This is a genomic window from Robertmurraya beringensis (assembly GCF_042433785.1).
Lineage (GTDB): Bacteria > Bacillota > Bacilli > Bacillales > Cytobacillaceae > Robertmurraya_A > Robertmurraya_A beringensis.
On record NZ_JBHLUU010000015.1, the window covers coordinates 201,804 to 222,575 of the forward strand.

The following is a 20,772-nucleotide window of genomic DNA, read 5'->3' on the forward strand; positions in this document are numbered from 1 at the left end:
TAGAAAAGCTAAGGGGTGAAGGAATGTTAAAGCCAAAATCACGCTGGAGTGTTCAACAGCATAACAGTGAAGACGAAGTGAAAGAGCTTTGTAGCGAATTGAAGATCTCTCCTCTTGTTGCTTCTTTGCTCGTACGAAGAGGATTAAATACAGCATCTCTAGCTAAAAATTTTTTGTATGAACATGTAGAGCAATGCTATGACCCTTACCTTTTAACAGGGATGGACATTGCGGTTAATAGAATTCATCAAGCAATTGAAACCCAAGAGCCGATCTTAATTTTTGGTGATTATGATGCTGATGGTGTAACGAGTACATCTGTCATGATGCTTACATTAAAGGAATTAGGCGCAGTTGTCGATTTTTATATTCCGAATCGTTTTACAGAAGGGTACGGTCCAAACGAACCGGCTTTTCGTCATGCTCACGAAAGTGGAGTGAAACTAATAATTACAGTAGATACTGGTATCTCCGCTGTACATGAGGCAAGTGTTTTAAAGGATCTTGGTGTTGATTTGATTATTACGGATCATCATGAACCAGGTCCTATTCTCCCAGAAGCATTAGCAATTATTCATCCAAAGCTACCGGGAAGTTCATATCCTTTCAAGGAGTTGGCAGGAGTAGGAGTAGCGCTTAAGCTATCCCACGCCTTACTAGGACAACTTCCAGAGCATTTACTTGAGTTCGTAGCGATTGGAACGATTGCTGATCTTGTCCCTCTGATTGATGAGAATCGCTATCTAGTAAAAAGAGGGTTAAAAAAGATAAGAAGCAGTAGTAGAGCAGGGATTAAGGCCCTGTGTAAACAAGCTGGTATTGAACAGCAAACCATAGATGAGGAAACGATTGGTTTTACAATAGGACCTCGAATCAATGCAGTAGGTCGGTTAGACTCAGCGGATCCAGCATTACATTTACTTTTATCCGAAGACCTGGATGAAGCGCAAATGCTCGCAGAAGAAATCGATTCGTACAATAAGGAACGACAACGTATTGTATCGAGCATTGCAGAGGAAGCGATCCAACAAGTGAATGATCTCTATCCTATAGAGGAAAATTCTGTCATTGTTGTTGGTCAAGAGGGCTGGAATGCTGGAGTAGTTGGAATTGTTGCATCTAGATTAGTAGAAGCCTTTTACCGTCCGACGATTGTTTTAAGCTTTGATCGTGAGAAAGGGATAGCAAAAGGCTCGGCTAGAAGCATTGAAGGATTTGATTTATTTAAAAATCTTTCCACATGTAGAGAAATTCTACCTCATTTTGGTGGACATCCTATGGCAGCAGGAATGACACTAAAACTTGAGCATGTGGATGAATTAAGATTCAGATTAAATGAGCTGGCAGTAAATCAATTGTCTGAGGAAGATTTTATCCCAATCACAGCAGTTGATTTAGAAATGTCGATAAAAGATGTTCAATTAACTGGATTAGAAGAACTACAACTTCTTGCACCATTTGGGACAAGCAATAAAAAACCAAAGATTTTGTTAAAAGATGCTAATATTTCACAAATTAAGAAAATCGGCGCCAATCAAAACCATTTAAAACTAAGTCTAGAACATGAAGGTGTGATTCTTGATGGAATCGGTTTTCATCTAGGTGAAAAAGTAGATCATATATCACCTCATTCGAAGCTTTCAGTCGTAGGGGAATTGTCTATAAACGAATGGAATAATATAAGGAAGCCCCAAATCTTTTTACATGATTTGGCCATAAATGAATGGCAATTATTTGATTATCGTGGAATAAAGCAGGTTGGCAAGCTGAAAGAAATAATTCCATCTAGCAAGTGGATTAGTTTTAATAATGATATTTCAGAGAAAATAAAACAGTCACTTTCGGAACATTTACATCTTATTGAAACGGTTGAGCAAGCTAGAAATATAGACATTGATGATCAGTATGTAGTTTTATATGATCTCCCATCATCGAAGGAATTGTTGACTTCATTACTGAAAGGGAAGAAGCCTGCTAGAATTTATGCCCATTTTTACAAAGAGGCAAGCGACTTTTTTAGTACGATACCAACACGAGATCATTTCAAATGGTATTATGCGTTTTTATCAAAAAAGGCCCCTTTTGATTTGAAAAAATACGGTGATGAGTTAGCTAAATACCGTGGCTGGTCAAGAGAAACAATTGATTTTATGTCACAGGTGTTTTTTGAATTAGATTTTGTTAAAATAAACAATGGATTTATTACACTTAACACTAGCAGTCATAAACGAGATCTAACGAGCTCTAAAACATATCAGAAAAAACAAGAAGATTTAGCGCTTGAACAAGAATTATTATATTCCTCCTATCAGGTACTTCACTCCTGGTTGGATGAATGTATTCGCGGCTCGGTGGAAATTGAGGAGGAAGTAAAGTAATGGATTTAAAGAAGTTTGTAACGATTGTAGAAGATTGGCCAAAGCCAGGAATTAAATTTAAGGATATCACAACATTAATGGATAACGGGGAAGCGTACCGTTACGCAACCGATCGTATCGTAGATTATGCAAAACAAAGAAATATTGATATCGTAGTAGGCCCAGAAGCTCGTGGTTTTATTATTGGGTGCCCAGTAGCTTACTCTCTAGGGGTAGGATTTGCTCCAGTTAGAAAAGAAGGAAAACTACCAAGAGAAACAGTGAAAGTAAACTACGGTCTTGAGTATGGTAGTGACGTTTTAACCATCCATAAAGATGCGATTAAGCCAGGGCAACGTGTATTAATCACGGATGATTTGTTGGCAACAGGCGGAACGATTGATGCGACGATTAAACTTGTTGAGCAATTAGGTGGAGTTGTTGCAGGAATCGCCTTCTTAATTGAGTTAACTTATTTAGATGGAAGAAACAAATTAGATGGATATGATATTTTAACGTTAATGGAATACTAAAATTGACAAAAAAGCGCAGCAATCGTTGCGCTTTTTTTCATATATGTGGATCGAAATTGGCATGATTCGACATTATTTTTAATTCTCCCAGAAAAATAACAGGCTTTCCCTTTACATATCGAGTTTTTTTTTCGATAATAGTAACAATATTAGTTTTATTTTTAATAAAAAAATAATCCTCACATTCATGGGGTAACATAGAAAGTTAAAGGTGATTATATGGCGAATGATCAAGTGTTGACCGCCGAACAAGTCATCGATCGAACGAAGAAATATTTAAATGATGAAAATGCTGCATATGTGAAAAAGGCATATGAATTCGCAAAGCATGCCCATCGTGAACAATATCGTAAATCCGGTGAACCGTACATTATTCATCCCATCCAAGTGGCAGGTATATTGGCTGATTTGGAAATGGACCCTGCTACGGTTGCTTCGGGTTTTCTTCATGACGTCGTTGAAGATACAGATGTAACGATTGAAGATTTAGCAAAGGAATTTGGCGAAGAAGTTGCCATGCTTGTCGACGGTGTAACAAAGCTTGGAAAGATTAAGTATAAGTCCCATGAAGAACAGCAGGCAGAAAATCATCGGAAAATGTTCGTTGCAATGGCTCAAGACATTCGAGTCATTTTAATTAAATTAGCTGACCGTCTCCATAATATGCGTACGTTAAAGCATTTGCCAGTTGAAAAGCAAAGACGTATTTCAAATGAAACATTAGAAATTTTTGCTCCATTAGCACATCGTTTAGGGATTTCTAAAATTAAGTGGGAATTAGAAGATACCGCACTGCGTTACTTAAATCCTCAGCAGTATTACCGTATTGTAAATTTAATGAAAAAAAAGCGTGCAGAACGTGAGCAATACTTAGACGATGTTATTAAGGAAATGCGAGTTAGTCTGGATGAAGTTTTAATTAAGGCAGAAATTTCAGGTCGTCCCAAACATATATATAGCATCTATAGAAAAATGGCCATACAAAACAAGCAGTTCAATGAAATTTATGATTTGCTTGCGATACGAATTGTAGTTAATTCGATAAAAGATTGTTATGCGGTTTTAGGAATCATTCATACTTGCTGGAAGCCAATGCCTGGACGATTTAAAGATTATATTGCCATGCCGAAACCTAATATGTATCAATCTCTTCATACGACCGTTATTGGACCTAAAGGTGATCCATTAGAGGTTCAGATTCGAACATTCGATATGCATGAGATTGCTGAATTTGGGATTGCTGCACACTGGGCATATAAAGAAGGGAAATCTGTTAATGAAGGATCTTCTCTTGAAGAAAAACTCACATGGTTTAGAGAGATATTAGAATTCCAAGACGATACAGCAAATGCTGAAGAGTTTATGGAGTCATTAAAAATCGATCTATTTTCAGATATGGTATTTGTATTCACTCCAAAAGGGGATGTATTTGAGCTGCCGTCGGGTTCCGTTCCAATCGACTTTGCTTATCGTGTCCACTCTGAAATCGGTAATAAAACCATTGGTGCAAAAGTGAACGGTAAGATGGTGACCCTTGACTACAAGTTGAAAACAGGGGATATCATCGAGATATTAACTTCAAAACATTCGTATGGTCCTAGTCAAGACTGGTTAAAGTTAGCTCAAACGTCACAAGCGAAAAATAAAATTCGCCAATTTTTTAAGAAGCAACGTAAAGATGAAAACGTTGAAAAGGGTCGCGAGCAGGTTGAGAAAGTGATCAAAAGCATGGATTTTGATGTAAAGGAAATCTTAACGGCTGAAAATGTAAAAAGAGTGAGTGAGAAGTTTAACTTTTTCCATGAAGATGATTTGTATGCAGCCATTGGATATAACGGGATCACTGCCCTTCAAGTAGCCAATCGCTTGACTGAGAAATGGAGAAAGAAGAGAGACCTTGAGCAAGTGAGCACGATTTCAAATGCAGTGTCAGAATTAAAGTCATTCCCTTCGACAAAAAAGAGGGAATCAGGTGTGAGGGTAACGGGAATAGATAATCTTCTCATCCGACTTTCAAGATGCTGTAGTCCTGTTCCAGGAGACGAGATTGTTGGCTTTATAACGAAAGGTCGAGGTGTCTCAGTCCACCGTGCGGACTGTTCAAACATCGATACTGAGGATGCAAAAGCTAGATTGATACCGGTTGAATGGGAAACAGGCTTAAATAATAAAAAAGAATATAACGTAGACATTGAAATCAGTGGTTACGACCGCAGTGGATTATTAAATGAAGTCCTACAGGCAGTGAATGAAACAAAAACGAACATATCAGCGGTTGCCGGAAAGTCAGATCGAAATAAGATGGCAACAATCAATATGTCTATTGCCATTAACAACGTGAGTCATTTGCAAAAGGTCGTGGAACGTATTAAGCAAATTCCTGATATATATTCTGTTCGCAGAGTAATGAATTAGAAAGAAAGTTAAGGAGTTTACTCTTATGAGAGTGGTTGTGCAAAGAAGCAAAGAAGCTAGCGTGACAGTAGATGGTAAAACAATAGGGGAAATTACAAAAGGATTCGTTCTTCTTGTTGGTATTACTCATGGTGACACAGTAGAAGACGCGAAGTATGTCGCAGAGAAAATCGTTAATCTTCGTGTGTTTGAGGATCAGGAAGGGAAAATGAATTTATCCTTGTCTCAAGTGAAAGGTGAAATATTGTCAATTTCTCAGTTCACCTTATATGGTGATTGTCGGAAAGGGAGAAGGCCTAACTTCATGGAAGCGGCCCATCCAGACCATGCAAGCGTGATATACGATCAATTTAATCAATGGTTACGGGATCTAGGTGTAAAGGTAGAAACAGGTCAATTTGGTGCTATGATGGACGTATCTCTTATTAACGACGGACCTGTAACACTGATCGTTGAGAGCAAGTAAAAAGCGAGTTCAATTGAACTCGCTTTTTTTTATTTAAGGCTCTTTTCTTAAGAAAAGAGCCTGCTAACTACATTCTTTAGCGCAATTTTAACAACAATCTTTAATAAATCAGCCTTATTTAAAAAATTTTGCCAACCCTTGATAAATTCCGGTGGCTGCATTGGCTTGATAGCTCGCTGAATTGACTAATGTTTCTTCAGCAGAATTACTTAAATAGCCTAATTCTAAAAGTACGGATGCCCGTTTATTTTCTCTTAATACATGATAATCTCCGTAGCGAACACCACGATCTTTTAGCTTTGTAAAACTTGCAACCTCTTTACCTACAGTAGTAGCTAAACTTTGCTGGTAATTATGAGAATAATAAGAGGTCAGTCCTCGAACCGAGGAGTCAAGGATGCTATCAAAATGAATCGAGATGAACGCATCAGCCGCATGTGTATGTGACATACCAACACGTGAGCTTAATGATAAATATGAATCTTTATTTCGGGTCATAATGACGTTTGCACCAGCGGTCTTTAGTTTATCGTATAAAAGTTGAGCCGTTTTCAACGTCAAGTTCTTTTCATAGCTGCCTTTAATACCAGTAGCTCCTGTATCTCGACCGCCATGACCAGGGTCAATCACAATCACTTTATTTTTTAAGTATTGTTCGGCACCAGGTCTCTCTATTTGTTGAGAGGTTCCACTTACTGTTACAAGCCATCCCGCTACAAATCCCTTTGATCCATTTTTTAACTGAATCTCGTACCAGTCTTTTTTTACAGAAAGAACGGTAAAAGCGTCACCGGCATTTGCTCTACTAATGACTGAACTGTTTGTTGTGGCAGACTTTCTGATGTTTGTTCCGTTATAAAGGATCGTTGCTGTACTATTTTCATCAACATCCACTTTAGTAGTTGTTGATGACTGTTCTTTGGAAAGATACCAACTCGCCACCCAACCTAATTGACCATTTTTCAACTTGATTTTTGCCCAATTATTTTCTTCAGCTAAAATGTTAAAAGCTTGTCCTTTAGAAACTGTTCCTATGATTTTACCATTTAAGGAACTAGTGCTTCGAACATTCAGAGTAGTGGCCGTAATTGTCCCAATCACCCCACTAGAAGAATCCGTGTTTGTATCATTTGGAACGGAAGGTTGAGATGAAGTAGAGCTAATTTCGACAAACTCTCTACTAATCCAGGCAGCTTGTCCATTATATTGGATCTTTACCCAATTGCTTTCCACACTTTGAATGGAAACCGTGCTACCTTTTTGAAGCTTTCCGAGAATAGTCCCTGATGTGGAAGCGGTAGAACGAACATTTAAATTGTTTGTAGTTATCTTTCCAGTCTGCTGACTACTACTGCTTGAGCCTCCGGTGTCAGTCTTTATCTCCTCAATAAATTCCGCTGCTACCCATCCTGTTACACTAGAAGTTTTAATTTGATGCCAGTTTGATTCTGTTTTGTTAATCGTGACGGTAGCCCCTTGAGATAAAGTTGTTACAACCTTATAAGAGGTGCTTGGACCTGAACGAACTCGGAGTTGATTTGCTGTTACGATTCCACTTTTTGACGACGAAGATTCAATTGCGGAATGTTTTTTAACAAGCCAAGTGGCTACCCAACCCTTTTTTCCAGAGGAATTTAAGGATACTTGAATCCAATCCGATTTTTCCTCTATCACAGAAAAACGGTCTCCTCGTTTTACAACCGAAATGACCTGATAACTAAGTCCAGGTCCTTCCCTGACATTTAACGTGTCAGTTGTAATCTCAACGGTTGACCCTTCAGCAAATGCGGAGTCAGGTTTGATGGGGAATGGACTACATAAAAGAAGAAACGTCAGGAAAAACAATATGTATTTATTTTTGTACAAGTGTGAATCTCCCTCCCTGATAAATGGTAAGTAAGGGTATTGATGTATAAAGTGTTAAGTACCAACCTCTATAATAAAGGAAGAATTTACATATGTTAATACGATGAGAGTATTTTTTCCCTATAAATTAATAAACAATGTTAATCAGCTGAAACTTTTTCTAAAAAAAGGGACAAACTAAAGGGGATACAATAGACGGGGTGATAACATATGAGATATAGTGATAAGGCTTTTTCTACACATGATGGAGATAATCAAATTTTTGGTGTCGATTTTCATGACTTTATCCAAAAAGAAAAAAACTCCAATATGGTAGAGTTAGCAAGTGAGTTTGGTCTATCGATTCGAGATGTGAAAAAGCTGAAAAAAAGATTAGAGAGATCGTAAGTTTTGTAATATATCTTGACATTCTGAATACTCGAACGTAATATATAAACTAATATTAAAAGACGAATAACCGTTTGATGGAGCAAAGTAATTAAACTTCCACGTGAAAAGAGAGGAAATGTCGATAGGCTGAAAACATTTCCGCATTGTGGCTTAATGAAAGAACACTCCGTAGGCTTCGCTTCGAACGATCGTGTGATTTAGTAGGAGAGGAACGTTGACAGGCGTTAACTGTAAAAGTGGAAGTGGCTTTTTTGAGCTGCTTCAATTAGGGTGGCACCACGGGATATTAACTCTCGTCCCTTGTATGTAATAGTACAAGGGACGGGAGTTTTTTGCATTCTTACAATTAAATTTTACATAAAAATAGCTAGGAGGGGTTCCAAATGGCGTTAAAGCTACCAAGAGGAACGCAAGATATTCTCCCAGGAGAAGTTGAAAAATGGCAATTTATTGAAACGGTTGCTAGAGATTTATGCGAGAGATTTCAATATAAAGAGATTCGTACACCGATCTTTGAACATACAGAAGTGTTTACGAAGGGTGTAGGCGATACAACGGATATTGTTCAGAAGGAAATGTATACGTTTGAGGACCGTGGAGGAAGAAGTTTAACTCTTCGTCCAGAGGGAACGGCCGCTGCGGTACGATCTTTTGTTGAACATAAAATGTTTGGATATGCTAACCAACCAGTGAAACTTTTTTACATGGGGCCGATGTTCCGTTATGAAAGACCACAGGCAGGCAGATACCGTCAGTTTGTTCAGTTTGGTGTGGAAGCATTAGGGAGTGCAGATCCCGCTATTGATGCAGAGGTTATCGCTCTCGCTATGAGTATTTATCAATCTTTAGGCCTGAAAAAGCTAAAGCTAATTATCAATAGCCTTGGTGATAAGGAAAGTAGAAACGCTCACAGAGATGCTTTAATCAATCATTTTTCACCAAGAATTGATGAATTTTGTGGCGATTGTAAATCGAGATTAGAAAAAAATCCGCTTCGGATTCTTGATTGTAAAAAAGATCGTGACCACGAGCTTATGGCTACAGCACCATCTATCCTACAATACTTAAATGACGATTCTAAAAAATACTTTGATAAAGTTCAACAATTTTTAACAGACCTAGGAATTGATTTTGAAGTCGATCCAAATCTTGTAAGGGGCTTAGATTACTACAATCAAACGGCTTTTGAAATTATGAGTGATGCTGAAGGATTTGGAGCCATCACGACTCTTTGTGGCGGGGGACGTTACAATGGACTTGTAGAAGAAAGTGGTGGTCCTGAAACCCCGGGTATTGGCTTTGCCCTTAGTATTGAACGCTGTTTGGCAGCCCTTCAGGCAGAAGGAATTGAACTTCCGGTGACACAGGGAATTGATTGTTATGTCGCTTCATTAGGAGAGGCAGCCAAGGACTATACTGTAAAGCTTTTGCATGAACTCCGTAAAGCAGGTTATTCAGCAGAACGAGATTATCTTGATCGAAAAATCAAAGCTCAGTTGAAAACAGCCGATCGCTTGCAAGCCAAGTATGTAGCAGTCCTTGGAGACGATGAACTTCAAGCGAATAAAATCAGCGTGAAGGACATGGAAAGTGGAAATCAAATTGAAGTACCGTTAGATACATTTATGGAAGAATTTTCAGCAATCTTTAAAAAAGGGAGATAGGGAACATGTACGGTAGAACGTATTTTTGTGGAGAGGTAACAGAACAGCATATTGGAGAAAGTATTACATTAAAAGGATGGGTGCAAAGACGCCGTGATTTGGGTGGATTAATTTTTATTGATTTGCGTGACCGTACTGGAATTATTCAAGTGGTGTTCAATCCAGAGGTTTCACCAGAAGCTCTAGCACTAGCAGAAAAAATTCGAAATGAGTATGTTCTAAATATAGTTGGAACAGTTATTGCTAGAGAAGCTGGAACGATAAATGAAAACCTGCAAACAGGAAAAATCGAAGTACACGCAAAGCACGTTACTATAATTAACGAGGCAAAAACACCTCCATTTACAATTGCAGACCAAACAGATGTATCCGAAGATGTTCGCTTGAAATATCGATACTTAGATCTTAGAAGACCTGCCATGTTTGAAACATTTAAAATGCGTCATCAAGTTACTCAAATTGTTCGTAACTTCCTTGATCGCGAAGGGTTCTTAGATGTAGAAACTCCAATTTTAACCAAAAGTACACCGGAGGGTGCGCGTGATTATTTAGTACCTAGTCGTGTTCATCCAGGTGAGTTTTATGCCTTGCCGCAATCACCGCAAATATTTAAACAACTTCTTATGGTGGGTGGTTTTGAAAGGTATTATCAAATTGCAAGATGCTTCCGTGATGAAGATCTTCGTGCAGACAGACAGCCTGAATTTACTCAAATAGATATTGAAACGAGCTTTATGAGTCAAGATGATATCATTTCCTTAATGGAAGACATGATGAGTGAAATGATGTCAAAGGTAAAGGGATTGCAAGTGGAAACACCGTTTGCTCGTATGCCATACCAAGAGGCGATGGCACGTTTTGGTTCCGATAAGCCAGACACTCGTTTTGGTATGGAGTTAGTAGATTTATCAGAGATCGTGAAGAATTCTAGCTTTAAGGTTTTTGCAGGTGCGGTTTCATCAGGCGGCCAAGTAAAGGCTATTAATGTGAAGCAGGCTGCGACCAAGTATTCTCGTAAAGATATCGATGCTTTAACTGAATTTGTTGCTGTCTATGGAGCAAAAGGTTTGGCGTGGTTAAAAGCGGAAGAGGACGGACTAAAAGGACCAATCTCCAAATTTATTACAGAAGAAGAACAGGCGGCTTTAAAGTCTGCGTTGTCAATTGAAACGGGAGACCTACTTCTTTTTGTAGCTGATAAAAAGAGTGTGGTGGCTGATGCATTAGGTGCCCTTCGATTAAAACTTGGGAAAGAGCTTGAATTAATTGATCAAAGCAAATTCAACTTCTTATGGATTACCGATTGGCCATTACTTGAGTACGATGAGGCAGATGGTCGTTATTATGCAGCTCACCATCCATTTACGATGCCAGTGAGAGAGGATCTTCACTTATTAGATGAAAATCCAGCTCTTGTTCGTGCACAAGCGTATGATCTTGTATTGAATGGCTATGAGCTTGGGGGAGGATCTCTGCGTATTTTTGAAAGAGATGTTCAAGAAAAAATGTTCAGTATTTTAGGATTTACTCCAGAAGAAGCGAAAGCTCAGTTTGGTTTCTTGCTTGAAGCCTTCGAATACGGAACACCTCCACATGGTGGAATTGCTCTTGGGCTAGACAGACTCATCATGCTTTTAGCAGGCAGAACCAATTTAAGAGATACGATTGCGTTTCCAAAAACAGCTAGTGCAAGCTGTTTATTAACAGATGCGCCGGGTGAAGTGAGCGAGGCACAGCTTTCTGACCTTCATCTGTCATTAAAACGTAATATTACGGTACAATAGAGTCATCTTGAAACGTACCTAATGGTGTGTTATAGTTTAATCAAACATAAGAATCCTGATGTGTTCGTGGTATTACCTAAAGTTTTGACCAACAGCTTTACTACGGGAGTTTGAGTTTTCGAGTGGCGTAAATGCCTTTGGCTTAGGACTTACAAAAGCTTGAAACAGAACACCCACCTGCTTATGCGGGCTCAAAACGAAGGCATCGAGCGACGGCACGATTGGGATTCTTACTTTATTTACATAACCTTTCACCCTTATGCTACTATCAGCATAGGGGTTTTTTTATGTTCCGTATAGATTGAACCTAGACTTGTTTTTGTTTGTGAGTATGGTATAGTCATATCGAGAAAAATAAGTTAAGAACCCTATTACATAAATATAGATGCTGGAGTGATGAAAGATGTTGCACCAATTTTCCCGCAATGAACTTGCGATTGGAAAGGAAGGAATAGATACATTAAAAGGAAGTACGGTTGCTGTATTAGGAATCGGTGGAGTAGGTTCGTTTTCTGCTGAGGCACTAGCACGGTCAGGCGTGGGGCGTCTCATTTTAATTGATAAAGATGATGTCGATATTACAAATGTGAATCGTCAAATTATTGCCTTACTTTCTACAGTTGGGAGGCCCAAAGCCGATTTGATGAAAGAACGCATAATGGATATCAATCCTGAGTGTGAAGTCATTTCATTAAAAATGTTTTATACAGAGGAGACGTATGAAGAAATCTTTCAATACGGTCTTGATTTCGTAGTGGATGCTTCAGATACCATTTCGTACAAAATTCATCTCATGAAAGAGTGTTTAAAGCGAAATATACCAATGATCTCAAGTATGGGAGCCGCTAATAAAATGGATCCTACTCGTTTCCAAATTGCGGATATTTCAAAAACACATACGGATCCAATTGCAAAGGTTATTCGTACACGATTACGTAAAGAAGGTATCAGAAAAGGGATACCAGTAGTTTTTTCAGATGAAAGCCCGATCGTCATTCGCGAGGATGTTCGAAAAGTAGTTGGGAAAGAGGATGCAGAGATAAGAAAGGCAAAGATGCCACCTTCTTCGAATGCCTTCGTTCCATCCGTTGCTGGTCTTATTATGGCAAGCTATGTCATCCGTGAGCTATTAAAAGACATAAAAATTTCTACGGTTAAAGATAGTGAATAGGTAAGTAAAAACGGACAAGCATACACCTTGTCCGTTAATTTTTCATCAGCTTTTCATAGATAGAAGCAAGTGCTTGCTCGAACTTGCCGGTTTTTTTCGGCTTAAAATAAATCTTCTTTTTGATTTTGTCAGGTAAGTACTGCTGTTTAACCCAGCCGTTTTCATAATCATGTGGATATAAGTAATCAATCCCTCTTCCTAGGGAGGCGGCTCCTTTATAATGGGCACCCTTCAAATGTAAGGGCACTTCACCGCTTAGACCTGCTTCAATATCGGCAATCGCAAGGTCCAATGCTTTATAGGCAGAATTAGACTTAGGAGAAAGGCATAACTCAATAACAGCGTTAGCCAAAGGAATTCGAGCTTCAGGAAATCCTAGACGTTCTGCTGTTTCGATGGCAGCCAAGGTTCTCGCGCCAGCCTGAGGATTGGCAAGACCAATGTCTTCATACGCTATAACGATCAATCTTCTACTGATGCTAACTAAATCACCTGCGACTACGAGTCTTCCTAAATAATGAAGTGCTGCATTTACATCACTACCTCGTATTGATTTTTGAAAAGCAGAAAGAACATCGTAATGAGCATCCCCATCGCGGTCGTGTGAAAAGCTCTTCTTTTGTAGGCATTCTTCAGCTATTTCAAGAGTAATGGTAATAACACTATGCTCATCAGGTTCCGTAGAAATAATGGCAAGTTCAAGAGCATTAAGAGAACTTCTTACATCGCCGTTTGAAGCACTTGCAAAATGTTCTTTTGCTTCATTTGATATGTGCACATTGTAATTTCCTAATCCCCGGTTTTTATCATTCAAGGCATGATTAAGTGCTTTTATTATTTCCTCAGCTGTTAATGGCTTTAGTTCAAAGATTTGGCATCGACTACGAATCGCTGGATTAATGGCATGATACGGATTGCTAGTCGTTGCCCCAATTAAGACAATGGCACCATTTTCTAAATGTGGAAGAAGAAAATCTTGCTTTGCTTTATCGAGACGGTGGACTTCATCAAGTAAAAGGATTACTTTACCTGACATTTTTGCTTCTGCAGCAACCACCTCGAGATCTTTTTTGTTATTTGTTACGGCGTTTAAGGTGCGAAAGGCATATTTTGTACTACCTGCAATCGCGCTAGCAATGGATGTTTTTCCAACACCAGGTGGTCCATAAAGAATCATGGACGAAAGCTGTTTTGCTTTTACCATACGCTGAATAATCTTTCCTTCACCGACGAGGTGCTGCTGGCCAATAATTTCATCAATTGTCCTTGGTCGCATTCGGAAGGCAAGTGGCTTCCCGTTCATATTCATCGCCCCGTTTATCGTTTTACCTAAAGGTAACATACGTTCGTGTTTTTTGCATACTATTATGCTATAATGTCAAATGTCTATCAAATAAGTTAGGATTTTGTTAAGATTTACAAGAAACCATTTTGTTTAGAGGAATTGATTGGTAATGGGTTTTAAAAAGACAGGGCAAGTGGGTCCAAGATTTTTCATTTATTTTTTAGGTTTGTTAATTATGTCCCTTGGAATTGTATTATTAATCAAGGCTGATATTGGTGCTACTCCATGGGATGTTCTTCATGTGGGCCTTCATTACCAATTTGGGCTAACGATTGGTACATGGTCAATTTTAGTTGGGGTAGCCATCTTGACTTTAGCAACAATTATTTCTAAGGAATTTCCTAAAATTGGTGCGTTTTTAAATATGCTATTAGTTGGCATTTTTATTGATATGTATTTTCTGCTTCCGATCATTCAAACACCTGATGATTGGGTTGGAAAATCTCTGATGTTTGCCGCGGGTCTTCTATTAAATGGCTACGGAATGGGGTTATATATTTCTGCAGCTTTCGGTGCTGGACCAAGAGACAGCCTAATGATTGCTTTAACGGGTAGAACAGGTTGGAAGGTTACATATGTTCGGGCCTGTATTGAAATTCTTGTACTGATTGTTGGGTGGCAACTCGGTGGGCCCGTATTTATTGGTACCGTCGTGTTTAGCTTTGTAATTGGACCTATCGTTGGCATTGCTTTGCCACAGTGCCAAAAACTAACAGATCATTTCCTTAGTAAATTACAATCCGCTAAAAGAATGGCAGATCATACAAAAGAAGATATTAGTAATCGAGGTGCTAGTTTATGAAAATATCAACAAAAGGCCGCTATGGATTAACAATTATGATCGAGCTCGCCAAAAAACATGGCGAAGGACCAACATCCCTTAAAACGATTGCTCAAGCAAATGATTTATCTGAGCATTATTTAGAGCAATTAATTGCTCCTCTTAGAAACGCTGGATTTGTTAAGAGCATTCGTGGGGCCTATGGTGGTTATGTGTTAGCAAAGGGACCAACAGAAATTAGCGCAGGCGATATTATCCGAGTGTTAGAAGGTCCTATAAGTCCCGTTGAAGGGATTGAAGATGAAGAGCCTGCAAAGCGTGCATTATGGATGAGAATTCGTGATGCTGTGAAAGGTGTTTTAGATAATACAACACTAGAAGATTTAGCAAGCCACACAGATGACGGAGAGTCAGATTCCTATATGTTTTACATATAGGAAAAAAGGTAAAGCTAGTTTCAAGTGGATATTTTTAAGTGGGTGAACATGTTGAATCATATATATTTGGATCATGCAGCAACCGCTCCAGTTCATGCGGATGTCATTGAAACGATGGCTGTTGTGATGAAAGAGCAATTCGGGAATCCTTCTAGTATTCATTCTTTTGGAAGGTCGGCAAGATCTATCGTAGACGAGTCTCGTTCAAAAATTGCGAAGAGCATTGGAGCAAAATCGGAAGAAATCATTTTTACAAGTGGAGGCACAGAGAGTGATAATCTTGCCATTTTAGGTGTGGCGAAAGCTTATCAAAAGAATGGTAACCATATTATTACTACCATGATCGAACATCATGCCGTTTTGCACGCTTGTAAAAGTCTTGTAAAAGAAGGTTTTGAAGTAACCTACTTACCAGTTGATGAATATGGGCAAATTTCGATCGAAGACTTTAAAAAAGCACTTCGAGATGAAACGATTCTCGTAACGATTATGTACGGTAATAACGAAGTTGGAGTGGTACAACCGATTAAAGAGATTGCCATGCTATTAGAAGATCATCAAGCGAAATTCCATACAGATGCTGTTCAAGCCTTTGGTTTAATGGATTTGGATGTAACGGAGCTTGGTGTGGACTTGTTATCCGTCTCAGCACATAAAATTAATGGACCTAAAGGAATTGGATTTTTATATGTAAAGCAAAATACAGCATTAACGCCACTTTCCTTCGGGGGAGAACAGGAACGAAAAAGACGTGCGGGAACAGAGAACGTAGCGTCTATCGCTGGTTTTGCTAAAGCGGTTGAAATAGCTTCGATTGATAGAGCGGAAAAGGTCGAGCAATTTACCGAGTTTAAAAAACTCCTGATTGAATCACTTCAATCGAAAGATATTACACTCTCAGTAAACGGATTACTTGAAAATTCCCTCCCACATGTACTAAACTTAAGCTTTCCAGGCACAGATGTCGAATCAATGCTTGTGAATATGGATATGGAAGGTGTGGCTGTATCAAGTGGTTCTGCTTGTACAGCGGGTTCGATTGATCCTTCTCATGTTTTAGTAGCAATGTTTGGTCAAGAATCAGAACGAGTGAGAAACTCTATCCGATTTAGCTTTGGCCTTTATAATACAAAAGAGCAGGTTGAACGTTCAGCTGAAGTTACGGCGAGAATAGTAAGTAGGCTGACACGGTAAAGCTTGCGAATGAGGTGAAGAAAGTGAAAAAAGACAACAAGGACATACGTGTTGTCGTAGGTATGTCTGGGGGAGTAGATTCATCTGTAGCAGCATTACTCTTAAAAGAACAAGGGTATGATGTGATCGGAATATTCATGAAAAACTGGGATGACACCGATGAATTTGGTGTTTGTACGGCTACTGAGGATTATGAGGATGTAATTCGAGTTTGTAATCAAATCGGTATACCATATTATGCAGTAAATTTTGAAAAGCAATATTGGGACAAAGTGTTTACTTACTTCCTAGAAGAATATAAAGCAGGAAGAACCCCAAATCCCGATGTGATGTGTAACAAGGAAATTAAGTTTAAAGCCTTTTTAGAGCATGCTATGAAGCTAGGTGCGGACTATTTAGCAACTGGGCATTACGCAAGAGTTGAATACCGCGATGGGGAATACAAAATGCTCCGTGGAATAGATGAAAACAAGGATCAAACGTATTTCCTAAATCAGCTTTCTCAAAACCAACTTGAAAAAGTGATGTTTCCAATAGGAGATATTGAAAAAGCAAAGGTAAGAGAGATTGCTAAAGAAGCCAATTTAGCAACTGCGACAAAAAAGGACAGTACAGGGATTTGCTTTATTGGCGAGCGTAATTTTAAAGAATTTCTCAGTAATTACTTACCAGCACAGCCTGGGAATATGGAAACACTTGAGGGAGAAGTTGTCGGTAAGCATGATGGGTTAATGTACTATACAATCGGTCAAAGACATGGTTTAGGAATCGGTGGGGCGGGTGACCCTTGGTTTGTTATCGGTAAAGACCTTGAGCGCAATGTACTTTTCGTAGGACAAGCATTTCATAATGATAAATTGTTCTCTGATTCAATCATTGCCGTTGATGTTAGTTGGGTTACGGACAAGGAAGTGATGCAGACTTTCGAGTGCACGGCTAAATTCCGCTACCGTCAGCCTGATAACAAAGTCACTGTCCACAGATTAGAAGATGGGACAGTAAAGGTGATATTTGCTGAGCCAATCCGAGCGATTACACCTGGTCAATCAGTTGTCTTTTATCAAGGGGATGAATGCCTTGGCGGAGGAACCATTGATCAAGTATTCCGTGACGAAAAGCAATTAACTTATGTAGGGTAAGGAGGAAACCTCGATTCTTATGGTCGAGGTTTTCGTATGTATAAAAAGGACAAAACTAGATGAAAAGAAGTTATAATAATAAAAGACAATAAATAATGGAGCGTGTACTATGGATAAAAATGAAAAAGGGATTCAATTGATGAAGGAGGGAAAGTGGGAAGAAGCTGCTGGATTATTTATGAAGGCAATTGAGGATAACCCGAATGATGCGGTATCATATATAAATTTTGGAAACGTATTATCAGCAGTTGGTGAAAATGAGAAGGCACTCAAATTTTTTCAGAAAGCGATAGAAATCGATGAAAATGCTGCAACTGCTTATTATAATGCTGGAAACCTATATTTTGAAAATGAACAACTAGAAGAAGCAAAAGATATGTTTGAACTAGCAATGAGAAAGGGACTACATTCTAGTGATAATTATTTTATGCTTGGATTTACGCTTATTCAGTTAGAGCAGCCTAAGCTTGCCTTACCTTATTTGCAAAGAAGTGTGGAGCTAAATGGAGATGATGCAGAAGCTCGTTTTCAATTTGGATTATGTTTAGCAAATCAAGAACTACTTGACGAGGCGATTAAGCAATTTAACGCATGTGTAGAGTTAGATCCTTTACACGCTGATGCTTATTATAATCTTGGTGTTGCATATGGTTTTAAGGAAGATGGAAAAAAAGCACTTGATATGTTTGAAAAGGCATTGGAATTACAACCTGATCATCTTCTAGCAGGTTACGGAAAGAAATTAATCGAAAAAGAGTAATCTTCATTCGTAGCGGATTTTTTATAAGGAGGGAAGTTCTTTGGAGGGACAAGAAACGCTCGATTTGTTTAAGGATCAAGGGATATTTATAAAAGGAAAGCATCTTGTCACAATCTTTCATAATGAACAAAATTTGTACACCGTTCTAAGAATTCGCGTGGAAGAAACGAATGAGAATTATGAAGATAAAGAAGCTGTAATCACCGGATATTTTCCAAAAGTTCATGAACAGGAAACGTACATATTTTATGGAGAGTTAAAGGATCATCCGAAATTCGGTCAACAATTTCACGCAACCCATTTTCGAAAGGATATACCCCAAACGAAGCAAGGCGTAGTGAGCTATTTATCAAGCGAGCTTTTTAAAGGAGTCGGAAAGAAAACCGCAGAGAAAATCGTTGAAGTTTTAGGAGAGAATGCTATCTCTAAAATCATGCAACAACCGTCCGTACTTGATGAAATTCCTAAGCTTCCTCCGGATAAGGCAAAGGAAATTTATGATACCCTAATTGAGCATCAAGGATTAGAACAAGCGATGGTTGCTTTAAATCAATATGGATTTGGTCCGCAAATTTCTATGCGGATATACCAGGCTTATAAAGATCAGACAGTAGAAGTGATACAGTCCAATCCTTATAAGCTTGTTGAAGATATTCAAGGTATTGGGTTTACCAGGGCAGATGACCTAGGGTTTCAACTTGGGATTTCCGGTCATCACCCAGATCGTATCAAGGCGGCCTGCTTATATACACTTGAGGTTGAGTGTATGCAAAATGGTCATGTATATATGGAAACAGGATTATTACTGGATAAGGTAAAGACATTATTAGAAGAAAATAAACGTGATGAAATTGACTTTTCACCGATTGGAGCAGAAGTAGTTAAGCTCGAAGAAGAAGGGAAAATCATTGTTGAAGAAATGAGGGTGTATTTACCTTCCCTATTTTTCTCCGAGAAGGGACTAGTGACAAGCATAAAAAAAATCGTCTCTCAAACACAGTATGAAAATCAGTTTCCTGATTCTGAATTTTTACTCGCCCTAGGAAATCTTGAGGAACGATTAGGTGTTCAGTATGCTCCAACACAAAAAGATGCGATTCAGACGGCTCTGATGTCACCGATGCTGATCTTAACAGGTGGGCCAGGTACAGGGAAAACAACGGTTATTAAAGGGATTGTGGAGCTGTATGCTGAATTACATGGCTGCTCTTTAGATCCAAATGATTATAAAGGAGACGAGCCCTTTCCGTTTATATTGGCAGCGCCAACGGGCCGTGCAGCAAAACGAATGACGGAATCTACAGGACTTCCTGCAGTTACCATCCACAGGCTTTTAGGATGGAATGGGGTTGAAGGGTTCAGCAAAGATGAAGACAACCCGTTAGAAGGGAAAATTTTAATTGTAGATGAGACGAGCATGCTTGACATATGGCTTGCTAATCAGCTATTTAAAGCACTGCCTGAATCGATTCAAGTGATATTGGTTGGGGACGAGGATCAATTACCCTCTGTAGGTCCGGGTCAGGTCTTAAAGGACCTTCTAGAATGCGGAGTTCTCTCCGTTGTTAGGCTTACAGATATTTATCGCCAAGCGGAAGGATCCTCTATTATTGAACTTGCTCATGAAATTAAATCGGGACGGTTACCTGCCAATATAAGTATGCAACAAAAAGACCGCTCCTTTTTTAGATGTAACGCAAACCAAATTGCGGATGTAGTTGAGAAGGTCGTCCGAAATGCGAAAAGTAAAGGTTATACAGCAAAAGATATACAGGTTCTTGCACCGATGTATAAAGGACCTGCTGGTATCGATCGCTTAAACACGTTAATGCAAAACATTTTTAACCCAAACCCTGATGGGACGAGGAAAGAAATAAAGTACGGAGATGTGACCTATCGTGTCGGGGATAAAGTGTTACAGCTTGTAAATCAGCCGGAAAATAATGTGTTCAATGGTGATATAGGGGAAGTAGTATCCATTTTTTATGCAAAAGAAAATACGGAAAAAGAGGATATGATCGTTGTATCTTTTGAGGGTGCAGAAGCTACATATACAAGACAAGACCTTCAGCAAATCACCCATTCCTATTGCTGCTCCGTTCATAAGTCTCAAGGGAGTGAATTTCCGATTGTAATCCTCCCCGTAGTAAGAAGCTATTATCGAATGCTGCGAAGAAATCTTTTGTATACAGCTATTACGAGAAGTAAACAGTTTTTGATCCTTTGTGGAGAAGAAGAGGCTTTAAGGGTCGGTATTTCAAGATCGGATGAGCAAGAAAGATTGACCACCTTACGAATGAAATTGGAAAAAGACATTGCAATCCATAATGAGAGCAAAAGCGAAAAAGGTACGATACAAAATGCTGAGGAACACTTGTTGTCTATAGACCCAATGATTGGCATGGAAGGTATAACTCCATATAGCTTTATGGGAATCTGATCAACCATGAGATTTGGAAATCGTTTCTCG

The 20,772-nt window shown here is 38.9% G+C and carries 16 protein-coding genes, 1 other RNA gene and 1 other annotated feature; of the genes, 15 read left to right on the top strand and 2 right to left on the bottom strand.

Going from position 1 to position 20,772, the window contains the following annotated elements; translation table 11 throughout:
• Positions 1 to 23 precede the first annotated feature (23 nt).
• The 4 genes from recJ (at position 24) to dtd (ending at position 5,771) form a co-directional block, all read left to right on the top strand.
• Positions 24 to 2,378, top strand: a complete 2,355-nt coding sequence (gene recJ / locus ACFFHF_RS03285) for a single-stranded-DNA-specific exonuclease RecJ (RefSeq protein ID WP_160547661.1) — start codon at positions 24 to 26, stop codon at positions 2,376 to 2,378.
• Positions 2,378 to 2,890 (top strand): adenine phosphoribosyltransferase, encoded by a 513-nt coding sequence (locus tag ACFFHF_RS03290; protein ID WP_160547662.1) that lies wholly within the window; start codon positions 2,378 to 2,380, stop codon positions 2,888 to 2,890. Before recJ ends, ACFFHF_RS03290 begins: the two co-directional genes overlap by 1 nt.
• Positions 2,891 to 3,109: 219 nt before the next feature.
• The gene (locus ACFFHF_RS03295; RefSeq protein ID WP_377057591.1) at positions 3,110 to 5,305 is read left to right on the top strand and encodes a RelA/SpoT family protein; all 2,196 of its coding nucleotides are present in this window, start codon (positions 3,110 to 3,112) and stop codon (positions 5,303 to 5,305) included.
• A gap of 25 nt (positions 5,306 to 5,330) precedes the next feature.
• Positions 5,331 to 5,771: a D-aminoacyl-tRNA deacylase gene (dtd, locus tag ACFFHF_RS03300; protein ID WP_160547664.1), complete on the top strand. Its 441-nt coding sequence runs from the start codon at positions 5,331 to 5,333 to the stop codon at positions 5,769 to 5,771.
• 114 nt (positions 5,772 to 5,885) lie between these two features.
• On the opposite strand, the gene ACFFHF_RS03305 is transcribed toward dtd, so the two are convergent.
• The gene (locus tag ACFFHF_RS03305) at positions 5,886 to 7,637 is read right to left on the bottom strand and encodes an N-acetylmuramoyl-L-alanine amidase family protein (RefSeq protein WP_160547665.1); all 1,752 of its coding nucleotides are present in this window, start codon (positions 7,635 to 7,637) and stop codon (positions 5,886 to 5,888) included.
• A gap of 210 nt (positions 7,638 to 7,847) precedes the next feature.
• On the opposite strand from ACFFHF_RS03305, the gene ACFFHF_RS03310 reads away from it, so the two are divergent.
• The 5 genes from ACFFHF_RS03310 to ACFFHF_RS03330 all read left to right on the top strand — a co-directional run bounded on the left by ACFFHF_RS03310 (position 7,848) and on the right by ACFFHF_RS03330 (position 12,646).
• Positions 7,848 to 8,024, top strand: coding sequence for a hypothetical protein (locus ACFFHF_RS03310; protein WP_162927792.1), 177 nt, complete (start codon positions 7,848 to 7,850; stop codon positions 8,022 to 8,024).
• A gap of 64 nt (positions 8,025 to 8,088) precedes the next feature.
• Positions 8,089 to 8,331 (top strand) — a binding site (T-box leader).
• A gap of 79 nt (positions 8,332 to 8,410) precedes the next feature.
• On the top strand, positions 8,411 to 9,691 hold the full coding sequence (gene hisS / locus ACFFHF_RS03315) for a histidine--tRNA ligase (RefSeq protein WP_160547666.1): 1,281 nt from the start codon (positions 8,411 to 8,413) through the stop codon (positions 9,689 to 9,691).
• Positions 9,692 to 9,696: 5 nt separating this feature from the next.
• Positions 9,697 to 11,475: an aspartate--tRNA ligase gene (gene aspS, locus ACFFHF_RS03320; protein WP_377057592.1), complete on the top strand. Its 1,779-nt coding sequence runs from the start codon at positions 9,697 to 9,699 to the stop codon at positions 11,473 to 11,475.
• Between the two features lie 49 nt (positions 11,476 to 11,524).
• Positions 11,525 to 11,707, top strand: a non-coding RNA gene (gene ssrS / locus ACFFHF_RS03325) — 6S RNA.
• A 171-nt stretch (positions 11,708 to 11,878) separates the two neighbouring features.
• The gene (locus ACFFHF_RS03330) at positions 11,879 to 12,646 is read left to right on the top strand and encodes a tRNA threonylcarbamoyladenosine dehydratase (protein WP_119709233.1); all 768 of its coding nucleotides are present in this window, start codon (positions 11,879 to 11,881) and stop codon (positions 12,644 to 12,646) included.
• A 34-nt stretch (positions 12,647 to 12,680) separates the two neighbouring features.
• On the opposite strand, the gene ACFFHF_RS03335 is transcribed toward ACFFHF_RS03330, so the two are convergent.
• Positions 12,681 to 13,949, bottom strand: a complete 1,269-nt coding sequence (locus ACFFHF_RS03335; RefSeq protein WP_377057593.1) for a replication-associated recombination protein A — start codon at positions 13,947 to 13,949, stop codon at positions 12,681 to 12,683.
• Between the two features lie 151 nt (positions 13,950 to 14,100).
• On the opposite strand from ACFFHF_RS03335, the gene ACFFHF_RS03340 reads away from it, so the two are divergent.
• From ACFFHF_RS03340 to recD2, 6 genes are all read left to right on the top strand, one after another.
• On the top strand, positions 14,101 to 14,793 hold the full coding sequence (locus tag ACFFHF_RS03340) for a YczE/YyaS/YitT family protein (protein WP_377057594.1): 693 nt from the start codon (positions 14,101 to 14,103) through the stop codon (positions 14,791 to 14,793).
• Positions 14,790 to 15,209, top strand: a complete 420-nt coding sequence (gene cymR / locus ACFFHF_RS03345; RefSeq protein WP_160547670.1) for a cysteine metabolism transcriptional regulator CymR — start codon at positions 14,790 to 14,792, stop codon at positions 15,207 to 15,209. The genes ACFFHF_RS03340 and cymR overlap by 4 nt, the downstream gene beginning before the upstream one ends.
• A gap of 51 nt (positions 15,210 to 15,260) precedes the next feature.
• The gene (locus tag ACFFHF_RS03350; RefSeq protein ID WP_377057655.1) at positions 15,261 to 16,403 is read left to right on the top strand and encodes a cysteine desulfurase family protein; all 1,143 of its coding nucleotides are present in this window, start codon (positions 15,261 to 15,263) and stop codon (positions 16,401 to 16,403) included.
• Between the two features lie 23 nt (positions 16,404 to 16,426).
• Positions 16,427 to 17,542, top strand: coding sequence for a tRNA 2-thiouridine(34) synthase MnmA (gene mnmA / locus ACFFHF_RS03355; RefSeq protein ID WP_340904728.1), 1,116 nt, complete (start codon positions 16,427 to 16,429; stop codon positions 17,540 to 17,542).
• Positions 17,543 to 17,651: 109 nt separating this feature from the next.
• Positions 17,652 to 18,302 carry a tetratricopeptide repeat protein gene (locus tag ACFFHF_RS03360; RefSeq protein ID WP_377057596.1) on the top strand — a complete coding sequence of 217 codons (651 nt, stop codon included), beginning with the start codon at positions 17,652 to 17,654 and terminating at the stop codon, positions 18,300 to 18,302.
• 40 nt (positions 18,303 to 18,342) lie between these two features.
• Positions 18,343 to 20,742 (top strand): SF1B family DNA helicase RecD2, encoded by a 2,400-nt coding sequence (gene recD2 / locus ACFFHF_RS03365; RefSeq protein WP_160547672.1) that lies wholly within the window; start codon positions 18,343 to 18,345, stop codon positions 20,740 to 20,742.
• The last annotated feature ends 30 nt before the right edge of the window (positions 20,743 to 20,772 follow it).

Excerpts from the sequence above, each read along its gene's own strand:
- ACFFHF_RS03310 (WP_162927792.1), top strand. The coding sequence starts at position 7,848 with ATGAGATATAGTGATAAGGCTTTTTCTACACATGATGGAGATAATCAA.
- hisS (WP_160547666.1), top strand. The coding sequence starts at position 8,411 with ATGGCGTTAAAGCTACCAAGAGGAACGCAAGATATTCTCCCAGGAGAA.
- cymR (WP_160547670.1), top strand. The coding sequence starts at position 14,790 with ATGAAAATATCAACAAAAGGCCGCTATGGATTAACAATTATGATCGAG.
- ACFFHF_RS03290 (WP_160547662.1), top strand. The coding sequence starts at position 2,378 with ATGGATTTAAAGAAGTTTGTAACGATTGTAGAAGATTGGCCAAAGCCA.
- ACFFHF_RS03340 (WP_377057594.1), top strand. The coding sequence starts at position 14,101 with ATGGGTTTTAAAAAGACAGGGCAAGTGGGTCCAAGATTTTTCATTTAT.
- dtd (WP_160547664.1), top strand. The coding sequence starts at position 5,331 with ATGAGAGTGGTTGTGCAAAGAAGCAAAGAAGCTAGCGTGACAGTAGAT.
- ACFFHF_RS03295 (WP_377057591.1), top strand. The coding sequence starts at position 3,110 with ATGGCGAATGATCAAGTGTTGACCGCCGAACAAGTCATCGATCGAACG.
- ACFFHF_RS03330 (WP_119709233.1), top strand. The coding sequence starts at position 11,879 with ATGTTGCACCAATTTTCCCGCAATGAACTTGCGATTGGAAAGGAAGGA.
- recJ (WP_160547661.1), top strand. The coding sequence starts at position 24 with ATGTTAAAGCCAAAATCACGCTGGAGTGTTCAACAGCATAACAGTGAA.
- ACFFHF_RS03335 (WP_377057593.1), bottom strand. The coding sequence starts at position 13,949 with ATGAACGGGAAGCCACTTGCCTTCCGAATGCGACCAAGGACAATTGAT.
- ACFFHF_RS03360 (WP_377057596.1), top strand. The coding sequence starts at position 17,652 with ATGGATAAAAATGAAAAAGGGATTCAATTGATGAAGGAGGGAAAGTGG.
- aspS (WP_377057592.1), top strand. The coding sequence starts at position 9,697 with ATGTACGGTAGAACGTATTTTTGTGGAGAGGTAACAGAACAGCATATT.